This window comes from Pseudoalteromonas sp. NZS11_1 (genome assembly GCF_015864275.1).
Classification (GTDB): Bacteria; Pseudomonadota; Gammaproteobacteria; order Enterobacterales; family Alteromonadaceae; genus Pseudoalteromonas; species Pseudoalteromonas arctica.
In genome coordinates this window covers 12,490-32,220 of the sequence record NZ_JADYXK010000036.1, presented here as the reverse complement: position 1 = coordinate 32,220, position 19,731 = coordinate 12,490, and the positions used below count along the sequence as shown (strand labels likewise).

Annotated in this window: 18 protein-coding genes; 6 read left to right on the top strand and 12 right to left on the bottom strand. The window is 40.1% G+C overall.

What is annotated here, in order from left to right:
* Positions 1-155: 155 nt before the first annotated feature.
* The 3 genes from I6F44_RS18115 to I6F44_RS18105 form a co-directional block, all read right to left on the bottom strand.
* Positions 156-725 carry an outer membrane beta-barrel protein gene (locus I6F44_RS18115; RefSeq protein ID WP_197174304.1) on the bottom strand — a complete coding sequence of 190 codons (570 nt, stop codon included), beginning with the start codon at positions 723-725 and terminating at the stop codon, positions 156-158.
* 259 nt (positions 726-984) lie between these two features.
* Positions 985-1,449, bottom strand: coding sequence for an acyl-CoA thioesterase (locus tag I6F44_RS18110; protein WP_007586808.1), 465 nt, complete (start codon positions 1,447-1,449; stop codon positions 985-987).
* A gap of 132 nt (positions 1,450-1,581) precedes the next feature.
* Positions 1,582-3,228, bottom strand: a complete 1,647-nt coding sequence (locus I6F44_RS18105) for an electron transfer flavoprotein-ubiquinone oxidoreductase (RefSeq protein WP_197174303.1) — start codon at positions 3,226-3,228, stop codon at positions 1,582-1,584.
* A gap of 221 nt (positions 3,229-3,449) precedes the next feature.
* Between I6F44_RS18105 and I6F44_RS18100 the strand changes: the two genes are divergently transcribed.
* Complete coding sequence (locus I6F44_RS18100; protein ID WP_197174302.1) at positions 3,450-4,199, top strand: electron transfer flavoprotein subunit beta/FixA family protein; 750 nt, start codon at positions 3,450-3,452, stop codon at positions 4,197-4,199.
* On the top strand, positions 4,200-5,126 hold the full coding sequence (locus tag I6F44_RS18095; protein WP_166376864.1) for an electron transfer flavoprotein subunit alpha/FixB family protein: 927 nt from the start codon (positions 4,200-4,202) through the stop codon (positions 5,124-5,126). It abuts the gene before it with no gap.
* Positions 5,127-5,266: 140 nt separating this feature from the next.
* On the opposite strand, the gene asnS is transcribed toward I6F44_RS18095, so the two are convergent.
* Positions 5,267-6,664 (bottom strand): asparagine--tRNA ligase, encoded by a 1,398-nt coding sequence (gene asnS, locus I6F44_RS18090; protein ID WP_010552735.1) that lies wholly within the window; start codon positions 6,662-6,664, stop codon positions 5,267-5,269.
* A gap of 297 nt (positions 6,665-6,961) precedes the next feature.
* Between asnS and I6F44_RS18085 the strand changes: the two genes are divergently transcribed.
* A complete protein-coding gene (locus I6F44_RS18085) occupies positions 6,962-7,396 on the top strand; it encodes an ATP-binding protein (protein ID WP_007586798.1) in 435 nt (144 codons plus the stop codon).
* Between the two features lie 219 nt (positions 7,397-7,615).
* Here the strand turns inward: I6F44_RS18085 and I6F44_RS18080 are convergent, their stop codons facing one another.
* From I6F44_RS18080 to bioA, 8 genes are all read right to left on the bottom strand, one after another.
* Positions 7,616-8,680, bottom strand: a complete 1,065-nt coding sequence (locus I6F44_RS18080) for an HD domain-containing phosphohydrolase (RefSeq protein ID WP_165735184.1) — start codon at positions 8,678-8,680, stop codon at positions 7,616-7,618.
* A gap of 40 nt (positions 8,681-8,720) precedes the next feature.
* On the bottom strand, positions 8,721-9,086 hold the full coding sequence (locus I6F44_RS18075; RefSeq protein ID WP_197174301.1) for a response regulator: 366 nt from the start codon (positions 9,084-9,086) through the stop codon (positions 8,721-8,723).
* Positions 9,061-10,251: a sensor histidine kinase gene (locus tag I6F44_RS19745; protein WP_010552739.1), complete on the bottom strand. Its 1,191-nt coding sequence runs from the start codon at positions 10,249-10,251 to the stop codon at positions 9,061-9,063. The genes I6F44_RS18075 and I6F44_RS19745 overlap by 26 nt, the downstream gene beginning before the upstream one ends.
* A 441-nt stretch (positions 10,252-10,692) precedes the next feature.
* The gene (locus tag I6F44_RS18065) at positions 10,693-11,709 is read right to left on the bottom strand and encodes an ABC transporter ATP-binding protein (RefSeq protein WP_197174300.1); all 1,017 of its coding nucleotides are present in this window, start codon (positions 11,707-11,709) and stop codon (positions 10,693-10,695) included.
* A gap of 14 nt (positions 11,710-11,723) precedes the next feature.
* Positions 11,724-13,223 carry an ABC transporter permease gene (locus tag I6F44_RS18060; RefSeq protein WP_024589223.1) on the bottom strand — a complete coding sequence of 500 codons (1,500 nt, stop codon included), beginning with the start codon at positions 13,221-13,223 and terminating at the stop codon, positions 11,724-11,726.
* Positions 13,223-14,263: an extracellular solute-binding protein gene (locus tag I6F44_RS18055; RefSeq protein WP_010552741.1), complete on the bottom strand. Its 1,041-nt coding sequence runs from the start codon at positions 14,261-14,263 to the stop codon at positions 13,223-13,225. The genes I6F44_RS18060 and I6F44_RS18055 overlap by 1 nt, the downstream gene beginning before the upstream one ends.
* Entirely contained in the window at positions 14,264-15,076 is an 813-nt protein-coding gene (locus I6F44_RS18050; RefSeq protein WP_007586790.1) for a hypothetical protein, read from the bottom strand. It abuts the gene before it with no gap.
* 171 nt (positions 15,077-15,247) lie between these two features.
* Complete coding sequence (bioA, locus tag I6F44_RS18045) at positions 15,248-16,549, bottom strand: adenosylmethionine--8-amino-7-oxononanoate transaminase (protein WP_197174299.1); 1,302 nt, start codon at positions 16,547-16,549, stop codon at positions 15,248-15,250.
* Positions 16,550-16,642: 93 nt separating this feature from the next.
* On the opposite strand from bioA, the gene bioB reads away from it, so the two are divergent.
* The 3 genes from bioB to I6F44_RS18030 are packed head-to-tail and all read left to right on the top strand — an operon-like array spanning position 16,643 to position 19,720.
* Positions 16,643-17,683: a biotin synthase BioB gene (bioB, locus tag I6F44_RS18040; protein ID WP_197174298.1), complete on the top strand. Its 1,041-nt coding sequence runs from the start codon at positions 16,643-16,645 to the stop codon at positions 17,681-17,683.
* 13 nt (positions 17,684-17,696) lie between these two features.
* The gene (locus I6F44_RS18035) at positions 17,697-18,848 is read left to right on the top strand and encodes an aminotransferase class I/II-fold pyridoxal phosphate-dependent enzyme (RefSeq protein WP_197174297.1); all 1,152 of its coding nucleotides are present in this window, start codon (positions 17,697-17,699) and stop codon (positions 18,846-18,848) included.
* Complete coding sequence (locus I6F44_RS18030; protein ID WP_197174296.1) at positions 18,845-19,720, top strand: methyltransferase domain-containing protein; 876 nt, start codon at positions 18,845-18,847, stop codon at positions 19,718-19,720. The genes I6F44_RS18035 and I6F44_RS18030 overlap by 4 nt, the downstream gene beginning before the upstream one ends.
* Positions 19,721-19,731: the final 11 nt, after the last annotated feature.

The window sequence follows — 19,731 nt, the reverse complement described above, 5'->3', positions numbered from 1 at the left end:
TATCGAGAGCATTAGAAAGTTGCATAAAAAAATCCGAATTCTACAAAAGAATTCGGATTCTTACATACCTAGAAGATCGTTCAAGTGCTATTAACTAATTCTTAAATGATCGGCATTAGCCCTAAGGCTTACCTTTTATACATGCTAAAAACTAATTAAAACATGTATTGAACTGATACAGACGCTACATCCATATCTGGGTCAATATCGTCATCAAGTTTATAGCGTTCGTACTCTAAACGAAACTGTACATTTGTTGTAAGCGCGTATTCAATACCAGCGCCGTAAAATGCATCACCACCATCTGTAGACGCTGATACGCCACCTACTGGTAAATCTTGTGTGTAATCTGCATCCCATTCAAGCCAACCGCCTTTTGCATACACAGAAAAGCTTTCTGTTATAGGGTAGCCCAAACGTGCGGCAAGCGATACGCCATCAATTTCAGCTTTGCTGTCTATATCACTTACTTCATCAAAGTTTTGATAAGCAAGCTCTAAGCTTAAGTACTCGTTAAATTGTGCACCAACGTAACCCTTAAGCATTTGTGCATCGTCGTCAAAGTCAGTGTCGTTGTCACTGTCTTCAAATTCAAAAGAATATTGACCGTAACCGATACCAGTATAAATACGTGGAGAATCGAAATCAGAAAGGTCAGCGTGTGCTGCAGAGTTAAAACCCAGTGTTGCTAGTGCAATAGCTGAAAGAGAAAGTGTTTTAATCATTGAATAGCTCCTTTACAAAAAATAATCAAATGCTTGATTTCATTAATCAAACTTCAATTATCTACTTGCAGCGAGCGTGCCAATATTAAAATGGATTAAAAACACGCCTTAATTAATTCTTTTGTATTGGTTTTTACGGTGTTTAGCGTGTTTTATAATCAAAGTGAACTTTTGTGTAATTGAGTACTCCAAAATAAGTTGTATGTTTTACAAAGTATAATGAGTTTTTTACATAGCCTGACTTTATTTAAACTAGTAATTACACTGTATGAAGCAAGTTTTCTGTTTCAATTGCTATTTCTTTCATTTTTATCGCGTAATTTTCTAATTTAATATCTTCTTCTGTTACAGCTTTAAATGAAGGCACTTCTATTGGGTAGCCCGTTTCATCCATTGCAATAAAGCTGATAACACAATGATTTGTTTCAACCATATTTTGTGTTTTTGGATCGCCACAACGCACTTGTATAAATATTTGCATGCTACTTCTACCCGTATGGGCAATTTTAGCTTCTACTTCGACTATTTGACCCACTAAAATTGGGCGTCTAAATTTAACACCCGCAACCGAAACCGTTACGCAGTAGTGACCACTCCAACCCGCAGCACATGCATAGCCTGCTTGGTCAATCCATTTCATGACGGCCCCACCATGAACTTTACCACCAAAATTAACATCGGTAGGCTCTGCTAAAAAACGAAAAACAACTTTTGACGACGGCATAGATAACACTCTTATTATTAAAACTACTATTAGCATAACGTAAAAAAGGGGCCGAAGCCCCTGCAATTTAGGATATGTTTATAATTTATATGTAAAAAAAGTGATTATATGTGTATATAACGCATAATTTAGTTACATATTAGGGTAGTTTGGCCCACCCGCACCTTCTGGGGTTACCCAAGTAATGTTTTGGCTTGGGTCTTTAATATCGCAGGTTTTACAGTGCACACAGTTTTGGGCGTTAATAACAAACTCTTTATTGCCTGCTATTTCTTGTACTTCGTAAACGCCAGCAGGGCAATAACGCTGTGCTGGCTCATCAAATTTAACTAGATTTACGTTAATAGGAATTGAAGCATCTTTGAGCTTTAAATGACAAGGCTGTGATTCTTCGTGGTTAGTATTTGATAAAAACACACTTGAGAGTTTATCAAAGCTAAGGTGTCCATCTGGTTTTGGGTACGCTATTTTGTCAGCAGCGTTAGCATCAACAAGGGTCGAGTGATCGGGCGTATTATCTTTAAATGTAAATGGTAAACCGCCATTAAAAATATTTTGATCAAGCGTGTTATACGCACCACCTACAAACTTACCGAGCTTGTGCATTGCAGGGCCAAAGTTACGAGATTGATATAACTCTTTATATGCCCACGATTGCTCAAACGCAGTTTGATAATGAGTTAAATCGGTATTTGCCAACTCATTTTGCAATGCTTCAAAAATAGCTTCAGCGGCAACCATTCCCGATTTCATTGCAGTGTGATTACCTTTAATTTTTGCAAAATTAAGTGTGCCTGCATCGCACCCTATAATTAAGCCACCCGCAAAATGCATTTTTGGTAATGAATGCAAGCCACCTTTAGCAATAGCACGTGCGCCGTAAGCAATACGTTCGCCACCTTCTAGTACGTTTTTAAATACTGGATGGTGCTTCATTCGCTGAAACTCATCAAACGGGCTTAAATGTGGGTTCGAGTAATTTAAATCAATAATCAATCCAACAACAACTTGGTTGTTTTCACTGTGATACATAAATGCACCACCATTAGTATCGCCGCTAAGTGGCCAACCTGTACCATGAACAACTTTGCCAAGCTCATGCTTACTTTCATCAATTTGCCAAATTTCTTTAAAGCCTAAACCGTAATGCTGCGGCGATGAATCTGCATCAAGTGCAAACTCATTAATTAGCTGCTTACCTAAATGACCTCGGCAGCCTTCTGCAAATATAGTGTATTTTGCACGAAGCTCCATACCTGGCATGTAACCGTCTTTTTCATTACCGTCTTTGTCGACACCCATATCGCCAGTAATAATCCCTTTTACTGCTTTATCTTCAATTATTAAAGAGTGAGCACTAAACCCCGGGAATATCTCTACGCCTAAGCTTTCAGCTTGCTCAGCAAGCCATCGACATACATTACCCATAGATACAATGTAGTTACCATCATTATGAAATGTTTTTGGCGTAGCAAAGTGGGGGATTGATGTCGCTTTTTGCTCGTTATTAAACCAATAAATTTCATCGTTAGTTACTTTGGTTGTAACCGGTGCGCCAAGCTCTTGCCAATTTGGTAGCAGTTCATCCAAAGCTTTGGTTTCAAAAACAGCACCAGAGAGTACATGTGCGCCTACTTCGGAACCTTTTTCGACTACGCAAATCATGCACTCTTGTTGTTTTTCTTGTGCTAGTTGCGCGAGTTTAATTGCACTTGAAAGCCCCGCAGGGCCAGCGCCAACAATTACTACATCAAATTCCATGGTTTCACGTTCGACCATAATAACCTCTTTATCTATGACGGACTTATTCGAATGTTTACTACGCATTTAAATAAGGTGTACAGCCTATTTTTAACCTTGCAAATTAAACGTTACAGACTGTGAATAGTTAAAGGTTATTTTAGGTTGACGTTTACGTCAACAGGAAGTAGTCTAATTTCATAAAATAAATAAGTTGACGTGCACGTTACCTTGTAGGTTTAAATAATTATGGAGTTCCTATGAAAGTTCTCGTACCAATAAAAAGAGTGATTGATTACAACGTAAAAGCACGCGTTAAAAGTGATAACAGCGACGTGGATTTAACCAACGTAAAAATGGCAATGAACCCGTTTTGTGAAATTGCTATAGAAGAAGCAATCCGCCTTAAAGAAGCCGGTACAGCCAATGAAGTTGTTGCTGTTACTATTGGTCCTAAAGCATCGCAAGAGCAATTACGCACAGCACTAGCATTGGGCGCTGACAAAGCCATTCACATCGAAACCGATGAAAAGCTCGAGTCACTCCATATTGCAAAGCTACTCGCTAAAATTGTAGAGCAAGAATCTCCTGAACTTGTAATTTTAGGTAAACAGTCAATTGACTCAGATAATAATCAAACAGGTCAAATGCTAGCGGCTTTAACTAAACGTGGCCAAGGCACATTTGCATCCAAGGTTGTTATTGAAAATGGCAAAGTAAACGTGACCCGCGAAGTTGATGGGGGCCTGCAAACGGTAGCACTTAACTTACCAGCGGTTGTTACAACTGATTTACGCTTAAACGAGCCTCGTTACGCATCACTGCCAAATATTATGAAAGCCAAACGTAAGCCGCTTGAAGTAATAGCAGCTGATTCGCTTGGTGTTGATTTAAAACCGCGTATTCAATTAATAAGTGTAGAAGAGCCAGCTAAACGTACCGCAGGAATTATTGTTGAAGACGTTGCACAGCTTGTAGAAAAATTAAAAACAGAGGCAAAGGTGATTTAAATGAAAACACTCGTAATTGCAGAGCACGACAACGGTGCCTTAAAACCAGAAACCTCAAAAACTATTAACGCTGCAGTAAAAATGGGTTTTCCTGTTGATGTGCTTATTGCAGGGAACAGCCTAAGCGCAATGAGCTCACAAGTGGCCAGCATTGATGGCGTAGCTAATGTTTTAGTTGCCGATAATAGCGTTTATGAACATCAGTTAGCTGAGAGCATGACCGATTTAGTTTTATCGCTTAGCGACAACTACAGCCACATTGTTGCAAGTGCAACGACAACAGGTAAAAACTTTATGCCACGTGTTGCTGCGTTATTAGATGTTGCGCAAATTTCTGAAATTATCGCAGTAGTGGACGCCGATACATTTAAACGTCCAATTTACGCAGGTAATGCAATCGCAACGGTTAAATCACTCGACAGTAAAAAAGTAATTACCGTACGTGCCAGTAGCTTTGATTTACAAGGCGAGCAATCAGCAGCGGCTATAACAAGCATTGATACAGTGTCTGATTCGCAATTAAGTAGCTTTGTAAGTGTTGAACAAACAGAGTCTGAACGACCTGAACTTACAGCTGCCACTGTGGTTATATCGGGTGGTCGCGGTATGCAAAACGGTGAAAACTTTGCACTACTTAATGGTATTGCCGATAAATTGGGAGCAGCCATTGGTGCGTCGCGCGCAGCGGTTGATGCAGGCTTTGTACCTAACGACATGCAAGTAGGGCAAACAGGTAAAATTGTAGCGCCTAATTTATATATTGCAGTAGGTATTAGCGGTGCTATTCAGCATTTAGCCGGTATGAAAGACTCAAAAGTAATTGTCGCGATTAATAAAGACCCCGATGCACCTATTTTTCAAGTCGCAGATTACGGTTTAGTGGCTGACTTATTTGAAGTACTGCCACAGTTAGAGAGTGCTTTATAGCGCTTAATTAAGCAAAATTTATTCTGGTTGAAAGCCGTGGTGCTCTTTGAGTGCTGCGGCTTTTTTATTCGGTAAATTAAAGACACAAAAAAACCAGCCAATTGGCTGGTTTTTAGTATTTATAAACGGCTAACTTAGTATTAGTAAGTTGCGCTGCCTTTAGTACGAGGGAAGGCAATAACGTCACGTACGTTGCCCATACCTGTTACATAAGCAACTAAGCGTTCAAAGCCCAAACCAAAGCCTGAGTGCGGTACGCTACCGTATTTACGTAGATCGCGGTACCAGCTGTAATCTTCTTTGTTTAAGCCCATTTCTTCTAAGCGTGCATCAAGTACATCAAGGCGTTCTTCACGTTGTGAACCACCAATGATCTCACCAATACCGGGTGCTACAATGTCCATTGCGGCAACGGTCTTACCGTCTTCGTTTTGGCGCATGTAGAATGCTTTAATGTCACGTGGGTAGTTTTTAATAACTACCGGTGCTTTAAAGTGCTCTTCAGCTAAGTATCGCTCGTGCTCAGACTGTAAATCTACACCCCATTCAACAGCGTACTCAAACTTTTTACCACAGTTTTTAAGGATCTCTACTGCTTCAGTGTAATTTACCTGCGCGAAGTCTTTTTCTACAAATTCTTCCAAACGCGTAATTGCAGTTTTTTCTACACGTTGTGCAAAAAATTCCATGTCATCACGGCGTTCTTCAAGTACGGCTTTAAACACATACTTAAGCATATTTTCAGCAAGTTTTGCGATGTCTTCTAAATCAGCAAACGCAACTTCAGGCTCTACCATCCAAAATTCTGCAAGGTGACGAGATGTATTTGAATTCTCTGCACGGAATGTTGGGCCAAACGTGTAAATTTTTGACATTGCAGACGCGTAAGTTTCGCCATTTAACTGGCCAGATACAGTAAGGAATGCTTCTTTACCGAAGAAATCTTCGCTGTAATCAACTTCGCCTTTGTCTGTAAGCGGTAAGTTTTGCATATCAAGCGTAGACACACGGAACATTTCGCCAGCACCTTCACAGTCACTTGCCGTAATAATTGGCGTGCTGATCCAGTAAAAGCCTTGCTCGTGGTAAAAACGGTGAATAGCTTGTGCTAAACAGTTACGTACACGAGTTACCGCGCCAATCATATTTGTACGAGGGCGAAGGTGAGCGTGCTCACGTAAGTACTCAATGCTGTGGCGCTTTGCCGACATTGGGTATGAATCTGGGTTTTCTACCCAACCTAATACAGTCACTGTATTAGCTTGAATTTCGTAAGATTGACCTTGACCAGCAGATTGTACTAAAACACCAGTAACCGACACAGAACAACCGGCTGTTAAGCTAGTAACTTCATCATAATTATTCAGTGAATTAGGAACTACCGCTTGAATAGGATCAAAACACGAACCGTCATGAACGGCTAAAAATGAAATTCCTGCTTTTGAATCGCGGCGAGTACGGATCCAGCCCTTAATTGTTACTTGGCTGTCTACCGCAACATTGCCTTTTAATAGCTCTGAAATCGCTAAATGGCTCATCTTCACTCCAATGATATAAGTTGCCTAACTATTTTATTTTAACTGTGCGCAGCACTCGGGCATAAATTGCACATAAACGGCGCTGCACTTGAACCCTGTATCTTACCTAGTAAAGTTGAATAAAAAAACTATTGTGGGCAACTCTTTAAAAGTTTTTATGCATGCGGTTTATTTTTAAACAGTTTTTAGAGTTTAATTACTACTATTATGATTTGTTGCTCTTAAATTTAATGATTTTGTGGCATTATTAACAAACAAATCAAATTAATATTTATTCACACTTAAAAAATCGATGCTATGAAACAAGTTTTTATTTTACGAGGACTACCAGGAAGCGGTAAGTCTTACTACGCGCAAAGCCTTGCTGACGAATTAGGTGGAGTTGACGAAAGCCAATACCTAATCTGCTCAACTGATGATTACTTTATTAATGAGCAGGGCGAATATCATTTCGATAAATTTAAATTGTCGCAATTTCATAATTTAAATTTAGCGCGCTTTATAAATGCACTTGCTCAAGGTATGCCATTGGTAATTGTAGATAACACCAATATTAAAAAGTGGGAATTTATAGCTTACACTCAAGCTGCTGTTGCTTTAGGTTATCAAGTAAAAGAAGTGATAGTGGGTGAAGTGAAAGACAAATCAATGCAGCACTTATATGCTAAACGTAACTCGCATAATGTCCCGCTTAAAACAATAAGCAAAATGGCCTACATGTTTGAGTGGTAGTGCTAAATTTTAGGCAGCACGTCTAAATTATTTTGAGTTATAGCATCTAAATGAGCAGTGATTTTTTCATTGCTCCAATCTCACCAAGCTATATCTAGCAGCGTATTTATTGTTCTATCGTCAAATATAAAAAACCTACTTGAGGAAAACCTTCCATTGGTGAAGGATTATTGGGGTTTGGTCCGTTCATGGGGTTCCCTCTAATTAATTATGGACCTGTTACTTTTCAGCATACTTTTGTTTAATTGCTAAAATCTCTTCTTGAACTGCAAAAAAAGCATCCACTACTGCGGGGTCAAAGTGCTTCCCACTACCTTCTTTAATAATGGCAAATGTTTTTTCTTGTGAGAATGATTTTTTATAAGGACGTTTTGACGAGAGAGCATCAAATACATCAGCAATAGCAACTACGCGTGCTGCAATTGGAATTTCATTACCTTTTAAGCCATCAGGATAACCAGAGCCGTCCCATTTTTCATGATGTGAGCGGGCAATAATTTCACCGAGTTTAATAACCTCAGAATCAGAACCTGAAAGTATGCTGGCGCCTACAACGGTGTGCTGTTTCATTATTTCCCATTCTGCAGCATCTAATTGTCCTGCTTTAAGCAAAATATGGTCAGGTGTAGAAATCTTTCCGAGGTCATGCATCGACGCTGAAAATAAAATATTTTCAACTGTTCCCTCATCTAATCCTACACTGCGTGCAACGGCCTCAGAATACAAACTCATGCGTTGAATGTGCGCACCCGTTTCTTCATCTTTGTATTCAGCAGCTTTGGTTAGCCTATTAATTGTTTCTAGTGATGCGGCTTTAATGCTTTGCATTGCTTGCTTTAGTGATTCAGTTCTTTGAGCAACTTCAGCTTCTAATTGTTTCTGATAATTTGTTCTTAAATCGTTATAGTCTTTAATCTTAAGAAGGGACTTAACGCGCGATAATAGCTCGTTTTTATCTACAGGCTTTGTAATAAAATCATCGCAACCAGCATCAATCCCTTTTACTCGCTCTTTTGTCTCTCTTAAAGCAGTAATAAGGACGATAGGTAATAGCTTTAATAAAGCGTCTTCTCTAACTCGGCGTGTTACTTCAAAACCGTTCATACCGGGCATCATTATATCAAGTAAAATAAGGTCTACAGGTTGTTGTGCTAAGATATCTAATGCTTGTTGCCCGCCAGTCGCTGTTACTGTTTTATATCCCTTGGGTTCAAGATAAGCTTGCATGAGTTCAATATTTTGAAGGTTGTCATCTACAACCAAAATTAAAGGGCTATCTTTCATTAACTGTTCCTGTGTATCAAGGTTTAAATAATTGTAGTCATTACTTTATATATAAACTTATTTGTTGAGCAAACGTGCGTGTATTTATAGGCTTAGAAATATACGCACTGTTAGGTATACACAGTAATTGGTCTATATCTGCGGGTAAAACAGAAGCGGTAACAAAAACAATAGGAATATCTGCCGTTTCTTTTTCATCACGCAAAATTTTCGCAACCTCTGTTCCAGACATATCTGGGAGTTGGACATCTAATATAATAATTTTTGGAGTCTCACGCTTTATTGTTAAAAGCGCATCACTTGCATTCATAGCAGTGAATACTTCAAAATTTGCCATGAGTAAAAGATCTTCCTCTAGCAATAGGTTATTCGCATTATCATCAACTATAACTATTTTGGTTTTCATTATGCTTTACCACAGACTTTTGTTTAATTGGCAAAGTTATACGAACCGATGTGCCTTTATTAACACCTTCAGATTCAATAACAAACTCGCCTCCATGCAACTTTACTAGACTTTTTGCGATTGGCAGCCCAAGTCCTGTACCTTCTGTTAATCTAGAATAGGGGGTTTCTATACGGAAAAAACCTTCAAATATTTTTTCCATATTTTCAGCAGCAATACCTATACCCGTATCCCAAATTATTATTTCTATTTCTGTATCAGTATGTCGTGTTTTAACGCCAATTTGACCCTCATCGGGTGTAAATTTCACTGCATTTGAAAGCAAATTATAAAGTATCTGTTTAACCTTAAGGGAGTCAGCTTCAATTGGTGGCAAGTCATCAGCAATATCAAGACACATATTCAATTTTTTCTGGTTAGCTGTATCTGCTGTAAGCCCTGTAATTTCGTGCAATACTTGGCGTATCGGCAAATGAGAGATGGTGAGACTCATTTTCCCTGCTTCAATCTTTGCCATATCCAGTATTTCATTAATAAGTAACAGTAAATGTTTGCCGCTCACCAATACATTTTTAACATACTGTTTTTGTTTGTCATTTAAAGTGCCAAATGTCTCATCGTAAAGCACCTCAGAAAAACCATTAATAGAATTAAGCGGGGTTCTCAGTTCATGCGACATATTTGCTAAAAACTCTGATTTAACTCGAGCAGCACTTTCTAAGTCACTCGTTAGCACTTCTAGCTCTTTATTCGCTTTTACGAGTCCTTCTTGAATCGCGTTACGTTCAGTAATGTCCTCGATAGACAATAAAATAATACGATCTTTTGACTGAGTACGTTTAATTTGCCTTGCGTTGAGCAGCATTGTACGCCAGCCAATTGTTTTAAAATTGTGCTCAACTTTATAATCATCAAAGCTCGTTTTTTGAGGCAATATGGTTTCTAATAATTCACGAAGCTTGGGAATGTTCCATTGATTATTACCAAGGTTGTATATTAGTTTCCCGACTGTGTCTTTATGATTAGCGCGAAAAAACTCATAAAATGAGCGGCTTGCTGTAACTACTCTTAAATGTTGGTCTAAAACAATCAGTGGTTCTCGAACCGTGTTTACAATACTTTCGGAGTATTCTAAGAGTTCTTTCTTGGTACTTATTTTATTCACTATCTAGATCCTTTGTACCATTAAGGGCTGAACAACTTTATAAACGTTTAAAGGATAATTAAGGTTCAGCAATGCTTGAATATAGCCTTATTTTTATAATACGTTCGCTAAAAGCAATGCTTAATAATGTGTTTTAGTGTTTGCGTGTGGTTTTAACTAATATAAAAGACGTAACCAGATAAGTGATATCTGAGAGGAACTATTTAACATTAATCTTTGTTCAGTAAACAGCAACAGCTGATTAATAGCAAGAGGTTCATAATTTAACCTGCATATTATTGTTGTTTATTGACTATAGTGAATTTCTTAAAGGTAAAAAGTATTAGTTTTAAGCGAAATAGGGTTTTAACGGGGAACGTATTTAAACTGAATTTTGGGTCTAAATAGTAAGTATTGATGTAGGTATTAATGTTTAAATTAATGCCTACATCAATATTTTAATCAGTCTATAGATTTATAAACCGCTAATGGGTGCGAGGTACTTAGTGATACATGCACTTCGTCGCCAGGGTTTACAACAACTTCATGGCTTACTCGGCTAGTTACAACCGTAGAGCACGCAAGTTTTACAGCGCACAAGCGGCTGCCACCTTCAAAACGTACCCAAATTACTTCGCCGTTATTGCCAACACTGCTTTGTACAAGTAACACATCATCTGGTCGAAGTAGTACATCAACGTCGCCACTTTCACAGTCAACGCCATGAGCGGGAGCATTACCAATTGAGGTAGTGGCTTGTCCTTGGCTAAATTGGCCGCTAATAAAGCTGGCTTCACCTAAAAAGCGTGCCACAAAGCGATTATTTGGGGTACTAAAGCAGCGCTCGGGTGTATCGATTTGCTGAATTTTACCGCCTTTAAGCACACCAACACGATCGCCAACTGAGAGTGCTTCTTCTTGGTCGTGTGTTACCCAAATCGCCGGTACGCCAGCTGCTTTAAGTGCGTTTCTAATATCCCAACGAAGCATGTCTTTAAGGGCGGCATCTAAGTTTGAAAGCGGCTCATCAAGCAATACAAAATCAGGTTGGTGGGCAAGGGTGCGCGCAAGTGCAACACGTTGCTTTTGTCCGCCAGAAAGCGTTGCTGGTTTTTTATCTCTAAAATCGCTCAGTCCAAGTAGGTTTATCCAATACTCGGCAGGGGCTGTATCTTTTAATCTAAAGCAAATATTTTGCTGTACGGTTAAGTGCGGAAATAACGCAAAATCTTGAAAAACCATACCTACACTGCGTTTTTCAGGAGGTATTGTTAATTTGGGTGTAGCGCGCCATTTACCCGTGTTTATTATGCCTTCGCTAATAGGTATAAGGCCAGCAAGGGCTTGTAAAATTGTACTTTTACCACAACCTGTTGGCCCTACAAGCATAAGGATTTCGTTTTCACCCAGCGATAAGTTTAAATCGCTTACTACGCGGTTACTGCCATAATCTATAGACAACTGACTTACAGATAGCATTGTTTCTTAAATCCTTAATGTTCAAACTGGTTGCGTTTTTCGCCAGACATCATAATAGCTAACCCGCAGGCAGATATCACTACTAACAATAATCCAGGAATAGCGGCGCGACCAAAATAGCCCGCTTCGTATACACGCCATAAATAGGTAGAGAGGGTTTCAAACCCTGTTGGGCCAAGTAATAGCGTGGCTTCTAGTTCGCGCATTGACTCTAAAAACACCAGTGCTGCACCGGCAATAATACCGCGCATTGTTAAAGGCAGTGTTATACGAGTAAATACTTCACGTGGGCTTGCCCCTAATACGCGCGCAGACTTTACTAAGCTTGGGTCTAAGTGTTCGGTGCTTGTTCTAACAGAGCCCACAGCAAGTGGTAAAAATCGCAGCATATAAGCAATAATAAGCAATCCCAGTGTTTGATATAAAAACGGTAACTGCAAACCACCGTAAACAAGCGCTGTGCCCATTACTATACCCGGAATACCAAAACCAAAGTAAGTAACACGTTCCATTATACGACCCGCTTTTCCACTCAGTGCGGCATGTGCAACGGGGATCGCAACGATAACGGCTACAATTGCCGCAATACCCGATGCATACGTAGAGTTCCACGCAATATTAAAATCAAATGAGCTAAAACCATCACGAGCTAACCAAAGCGAAAATATAGCCAAAGGCAAGCCAATAGCGAGCAGTAAAACAGGTGCAAATGTAATAAATATTGCACTTAACTGTAGTTTGCTTGGGAATAAAATTAACGGGCGACCTTGGCGCTCAGGGGCTGTTTTTATTTGTGATTCAACTAAAAGTAAAAAGCCAACAATAACCATCAGTTGAAGCGAAAGCATGGCTGCGCGCCCTAACGCAAAAGCGTTGTATTCAACGTAAATTACGCGGGTAAACGTATCTAAGCGCATCATTGCGGGCGTGCCAAAGTCTGATAATGTATAAAGGGCGACTAACAAAGAGCCTGCTGCAATACCGTTAACTACGCGCGGTAATATAACTTTAAATATACTTTGCGTCATCGACATACCCAGCGTTCGTGCAGCATTAACCATGCTTGCATCAAGGCTTAGTAGGGATGAGCGAGTTGTCATCATTACAAACGGGAAAGTATAAAGCGTCATTACAATGGCGGCACCTGTTAGGCCATACATTGATGGTGTTTCTATTCCTGTTAAGGTGTTTATTTCGCCACCGGGGCCAAAAGCAGCATAAAGTGTAAACGCGCCAATATAACTGGGGATTGCCAGCGGCGCCGCAAATACAACTAGCCAGAGTTTTTTAAATGGCAAATGCACATACGCGCTAATAAACGCCAGTGGCACACCAATTAAAATAGATCCGAGTACCGTCAAACCCATTAACGATAACGTGTTGCCTAAAATTTGAAGATTGTGGGTGTCAAATACTGAGCTTGCATCGCTTGCAAGCACTATTAATACATAAACAGGGGTAAGCGCAACAAGCGCTGCAAGCAGCGCCATTGGATAAGAGGCAGGTATTCTCATTACAATACGCCGCTGCTACGCATCAAATCTATAGTAGGGCGTAAATCAGCAAGCTGTGTTAAATCTACTTTAGGTGGAGAAATATTAGCAAGTGATGGTAGACCCTCAGGTTGGGTAATACCATTTACTAACGGAATTTCGTACGCTTCACTGGCTAAGTAACCTTGTACTTCTTTACTAAGTAAGTAACGCATAAAGTTAGTAGCAAGCGGATCGTCGTTAAGGGCTAATACACCCGATGCATTAACTAAACAGCCCGCATCATTTTGTGTAAATGCTAAATCAAGCTTGGCATCAGGCTTGCCTGATTTTAAACGCAATGTGTAATAATGATTAGCAAAACCAATATCAACTTCACCGCGTTCAACGCCCATAACAACACCTAATTCACCAGCGTATGTTTTAGCACGTTTTTTAATCTTTTTAAGCCACTTAGCAGTTTTGTCGTCGCCTTCTAAAATTCGCATTGCGGTTACAAATGATTGAAAAGAAGCGTAGGCGGGCGCCCAGCCAATACTTAAATCGCTGTCGGCAATTTCCATAATACTTGTTGGAATTTGATCTTTGGTCAAACGTGACGTGTTATATGGCAATGTACGAATGCGGCCAGTTACAGGTGCCCACTCTTTATATCTAAATTGTGGTTGTAACTGAGCAGATAAATCACCTGGGATAGGTTGTGCAAGACCTGCATCGGTTACCAAACCTATAGCGCCTGAATCAACCGCCCAAAATAAATCAGCGCGGCGAACACCGGCTTTAGCTTCTGCAACAATCGTATTTGCTAAAGCAGCAGTAGGACCTCGGCGTATACCGAGCTTAAAGTCTGGATTTTTTTTCTGGATTGCTTGCAATACGTTTTCATACAAACCACCTTCGCCTCGGCCTAAATAAAGGGTTAACTCGCCTTTAAGCTTTGGTAAATCATCAACAGAAACTGGGTTTGCTATATCAGCGGCTAGCGCACGAGAAAGAGGCAGTGGCAATGAGCCAACCACCCCTAACGCAGCTAGGCCTTGAATAAAGGTCCTACGCTTCACTTAAAATACATCCTTACGGGCTTTTTCGGCTTTTTCTATTAAAACCTTAGCGCGGTCTAATTTTGTTTGCATATCACTGATCACATCGCGTACTTCATCGACGCTTTTGCTGTTTTTAATTGCTAGTGGCAGTGTTACGTTAAAGTCTTTTTCCAGCACTTCAACTAGGTTAGCGTCTTGCTCAATAAGTGTACCTTCAACGCCTTCAAACAGGTGCAGATAAGTATCGTGAACAATTTCAGTTGCTTCGTCTTGTAAACGCTCAGCAAATTTAGCTACTACACGGTCTAATTTGTGCTTAATTTCATCAATTGTGGCACTTTGTGTCATTTCTTTTGTAGCGGTTGCTTTTACAGTGTCTAACAAGCCTTTTTGCTGGAATTTTGCAGCAAGCTTAACAGCCCCAAGGCCTTGCCACAAGGCTATGTTCATCGCTTTTTGTTGTTTACGAACTTCCTCAGCAGGCTGTTTATTATCAATGGCCATTTTTACGCCATAAAGACCCTGCCAAATAGAAGCGTATACCGGTACGAAGTTAGTTTCTATTGCGCTGTGAAACTTAACTGACTCCCAGTATTCAATTAAATCATCAGTTTTTACAGCTTTTGCGCCTTTAGTGTCGTAGTCGCTTACCATGGTATCAACTTTGCCTACCATCCATTCTACTTCTTCTGCGTAACTTTTAAGGTTAGCTTGAAGATGATTAACATGCTCGCCAATAGGGCCGTTAGCTAATACTGGTTGAGCCATAAACGCCGAGGCTAGTAAAAGGCTTGCACCTAAAGTTTTGGCTGGTTTAAATAGTAATTTCATAGCAAAGAAGTCCAAAAAGGTAATTGTAAATGATAGACATTATCATATAGCTAATAGTTAACGAGATCAATAACCACAAACTCGCTTAATAGATAAAAACACTAAATGTAGCGGTAGGTTACAGTAAATAGCGCTATAACCTGTATTAAGGCTAGTAATTGAGACCGGCTATTAAGCGTAATGCTTGCCTTTAATGGCATTGTAAATGGCATCACACAGTGTTTTTATACTGGTGTCGTCACTTATATACGGTGGCATAAGGTAAATTAGTTTACCGAATGGACGTATCCATACGCCTTGCTCTACAAAATAAGCCTGAATTTTAGCAACATCAACATTGCCAGCAGCCTCGTTTAGCTCAACAACACCAATAGCACCTAAGGTACGCACATTGGCAACCGCATCTAGTTCACTGCATTTATTAAGTTGTTGTAGTTGGGTATTTATTTGCTTTATTCGTTGTTGCCAGTTTTGCTCAAGTAATAAATCAATACTTGCGCAGGCCGCAGCACAGGCAAGCGGGTTGCCCATAAACGTAGGGCCGTGCATTAAAACACCTGCTTCACCTTCGCTTATGCCAATGGCTATTTTATCACTTGTTATAGTGGCCGATAGCGTCATTGATCCGCCAGTTAATGCTTTACCAATACACATTATATCGGGCTCTATATTGGCGTGCTCTACAGCAAATAATTTACCTGTACGGCCAAAGCCAGTGGCTATTTCGTCGCAAATTAGCAGTACATTATATTGGGTGCACAATTTACGAACGCAGGCTAAATAATCAGGGTGATAAAAGTTCATCCCACCCGCGTTTTGTACAATAGGCTCAATGATAAAGGCGGCTACTTGGCTGTGGTTTGCTTTAAAGTATTCTTCAAGCTCTTTGGCTTCAGCTTGGTTAAACTCGCTATCAAATTTACTAACCGGTGCAGGTACAAAAACGTGTTCAGGTAAAAAGCCTGAATATAAACTATGCATTGAGTTAACGGGGTCGCATACGCTCATGGCTGCAAAGGTGTCGCCATGGTAGCCCTTGTAAGGCGTCATTAATTTTTGTTTTGTTGTAATGCCTTGGCTTAACCAATACTGCAGCGCCATTTTTATTGCTACTTCAACACTTACCGATCCGCTGTCGGCTAAAAACACTTTAGTTAAACTCGGCGGCGTTATATTTACTATTTTTTTGCAAAGCTCTACCGCGCTGTTATGTGTAATACCGCCAAACATAATGTGGCTCATATTATTAATTTGCTCAATCATGGCGTTATTTATAACAGGGTGGTTATAGCCATGTATTGCGCTCCACCACGAGGCCATGCCATCGATTAATTGCTCGCCAGTTTCAAGGTGAATAATGTTGTGATTTGCATGTGTAACGGGATATACCGGAATTGGCTTAGTCATAGATGTATATGGATGCCAAATGTGCTCACGATCAAAATCAAGGTCAATCGCATTCTTTTTAATCATATGTAAACTTTAACTTGGTGGGCTTCGTTGACAATGGTACTTCAACTCGTAGACTAAGCCAATATCACCGTTGAGAAAAAATAAGAGAGTATTATGGAACTTGCACCTGTTCGTCACAATTGGACCCACGCTGAAGTTAAAGCATTATTTGAAATGCCATTTAACGATTTACTTTTTAAAGCCGCATCGGTTCACCGTGCTAATTTTAATCCCAATGAAGTGCAAATTTCTACGTTGTTATCAATTAAAACAGGCGCTTGCCCAGAAGATTGTAAATATTGCCCGCAGTCGGGGCACTACCGTACTGATTTAGAGCGCGAACGCTTAATAGAAGTAGAAAAAGTAGTAGAGCAAGCACGCCTAGCAAAACAAAAAGGCGCAACGCGTTTTTGTATGGGCGCAGCATGGTCAGATCCAAAAGACAGAGACATGCCATACATTTCGCAAATGGTTAAAGAAGTAAAAGAGCTAGGCCTTGAAACCTGTATGACACTGGGTAAACTCACAAACGAAAAAGCCCATGAACTTAGAGACGCAGGGCTTGATTACTACAATCACAACCTCGATACATCACCTGAATATTACGAGCAAATTATATCAACCCGCACTTTTCAAGATAGATTAAACACCATTGATCACGTACGCGATGCCGGTATGAAAGTATGTTCGGGCGGTATTGTTGGTATGGGCGAGCAAGCAAGTGACCGCTACGGGCTACTTATGCAGCTCGCTAACTTGCCACAACAGCCAGAAAGCGTGCCTATTAATATGCTTGTAAAAGTTAAAGGCACACCGCTTGAAAACATAGACGATTTAGATCACTTTGAATTTGTGCGTACCATTGCAACAGCCCGTATTATGATGCCACATAGCTATGTGCGTTTATCGGCAGGGCGTAACGCCATGAACGAGCAAATGCAATCAATGTGCTTTTTTGCAGGCGCTAACTCAATATTTTATGGCGATAAACTTCTTACCACCGAAAACCCAGACGCTGATGCCGATATGAACTTAATTAAAAAATTAGGCATGAACCCCGAAACGCGTCACGACTATTCAGACGAAGCAGTAGAAGCCTCGCTTTCATCGCAAGTGGCTGACAAAGCAACGTCTGAATTGTTTTACGAAGCATAGGCTTTTTATAACTATGCCTTTTGATTTTATAAACACGCATCTGCAGGCACGCCTGCAAGATGCGCTGCTTCGTAAACGTCACGTAATGCAACACGCTACAGCGCGTACTATAACGGTTAATAATAAAACCTATCTTAATTTTGCCAGTAACGATTACTTAGGCTTTGGAGATGTGGCTGTTAACCTTAATAACTCCCAAGCATTAGGGAGTCACAGCTCCGCATTGGTTACAGGTTATCAGGCGCAGCAAAAAGCGCTCGAACACTACTTATGCGAGCAATTTGGTTATGGCGCAGGCATGTTGTTTAGCTCAGGGTTTAGTGCTAATAGCAGCGTAATTAAAGCGTTGTTTCAAGATAAAGCGGCTGCGCAAAACAGCGCAATTTTTCAAGATAAGTTAAATCATGCAAGCTTGATTGACGGTGCTCTGCATTGTAACGCGGCATTAGTGCGTTTTAATCACAACGACATGAACCATTTACGTTCACGGCTCGAAAAATCAAAAGCGCAAAACAAGCTAATTATAAGCGAAGGCGTGTTTTCGATGGATGGCGATACCGCGCCTCTTAAAGAATTACTCGCACTTGCAAAACAGCACAGCGCATGGCTAATGATTGACGACGCACACGGCTTTGGTGCTTTAGGAAAAACCGGTTTGGGCAGTTGCGAAGCGTTTATTACTCAAACGCTGCCAGATATATTAGTCATTACCTTTGGTAAAGCAGTGGCTAGTAGTGGCGCGTGTGTATTAGGCAGTAAACAGTTTATTAATTACATGCTGCAATTTAATCGCGATTACACGTATTCAACTGCTATGTCGCCGCTTATGGCAAGCCACACACTTGCGCGTATTAAAAGCATAAAAACAGCTGATGATAAACGCGATAAGCTAAATGCCAATATTGCATTATTTAAGCAACTCGCTAAAAGCCATAATATTGCTGTAATGGAGTCAAACACAGCCATACAGCCCATTGTATTAGGCTGCGCTGAGCAAACGTTGCAAGCGGCAGATAAACTTAAACAACAGGGTATTTGGCTTACTGCAATTAGGCCGCCGACGGTTGCAAATAACACCTCACGTTTACGCATTACTTTAACCGCCGCACATACCGAGCAAGACATAACGCACTTAGTTAAGCATTTAGTAGGTGCAATAGCATGACTGCTCAGCCAGTATTAAAAACAGATCTAGTGCAAACACAACTTGTAAAACCGTGCCTAGTAAGTAGCGATTCAAATAAAGAATTAAATAAGGAGCCAAATCGAGAGCTAAACAAGGAGCTTAAAAAGTCTACACAAAGTAAATTTTCAAAGGCGGCAGCGCGTTATAACACCCATGCAAATGTTCAAAAACATGCTGGGATCGATCTATTTTCTCTCATAAAACTAGGTATTAATAAAAATAAGCTTTGTGTTGATTTAGGCGCAGGGCCACTTGTTAATACGCATACCTTACAAAGTATGTTTGCAAGCGTTATTGCCATGGATTTGAGCATAAACATGCTGCAAAGTAGTAATTTAACCACACCTAAAATATGTGCCGATATGGATAACTTACCGCTGCAAGCAAACAGTGTTGATGTTATTTACAGTAACTTTGCAGTGCAGTGGTCTGCTAATTTTTCGGCTTTAATGCAATCGCTTTACAGCATATTAAAACCAGGCGGGCAGGCGTACATAAGCACTGTGGTAGAGGGCTCACTTAACGAAATAAAAACAGCCTTTGCAGCGCTTGATTCTAACAGCCACATAAATACTTTTAATAGTGAGCTGTATATAAACCAATCAGTCCAAAATGCAGGGTTTACTATTAACAGCGCTAAAAAGCGTATTTATACCGATGAATATATAACACCTTTAAAAGCTATTGCTTCAATTAAGGCTATAGGTGCAACTACGCAAAATCATACCAATACACGCCAAGGGCTACTTACTAAATCGGCGCTACAAAAAGTATGCAGTGCGTATCCGCTTATAAATAACAAAGCATGTGTGTCTTATCATGTGGTGCTGTTATCATTAGAAAAACACTAAATAAGCCCAAA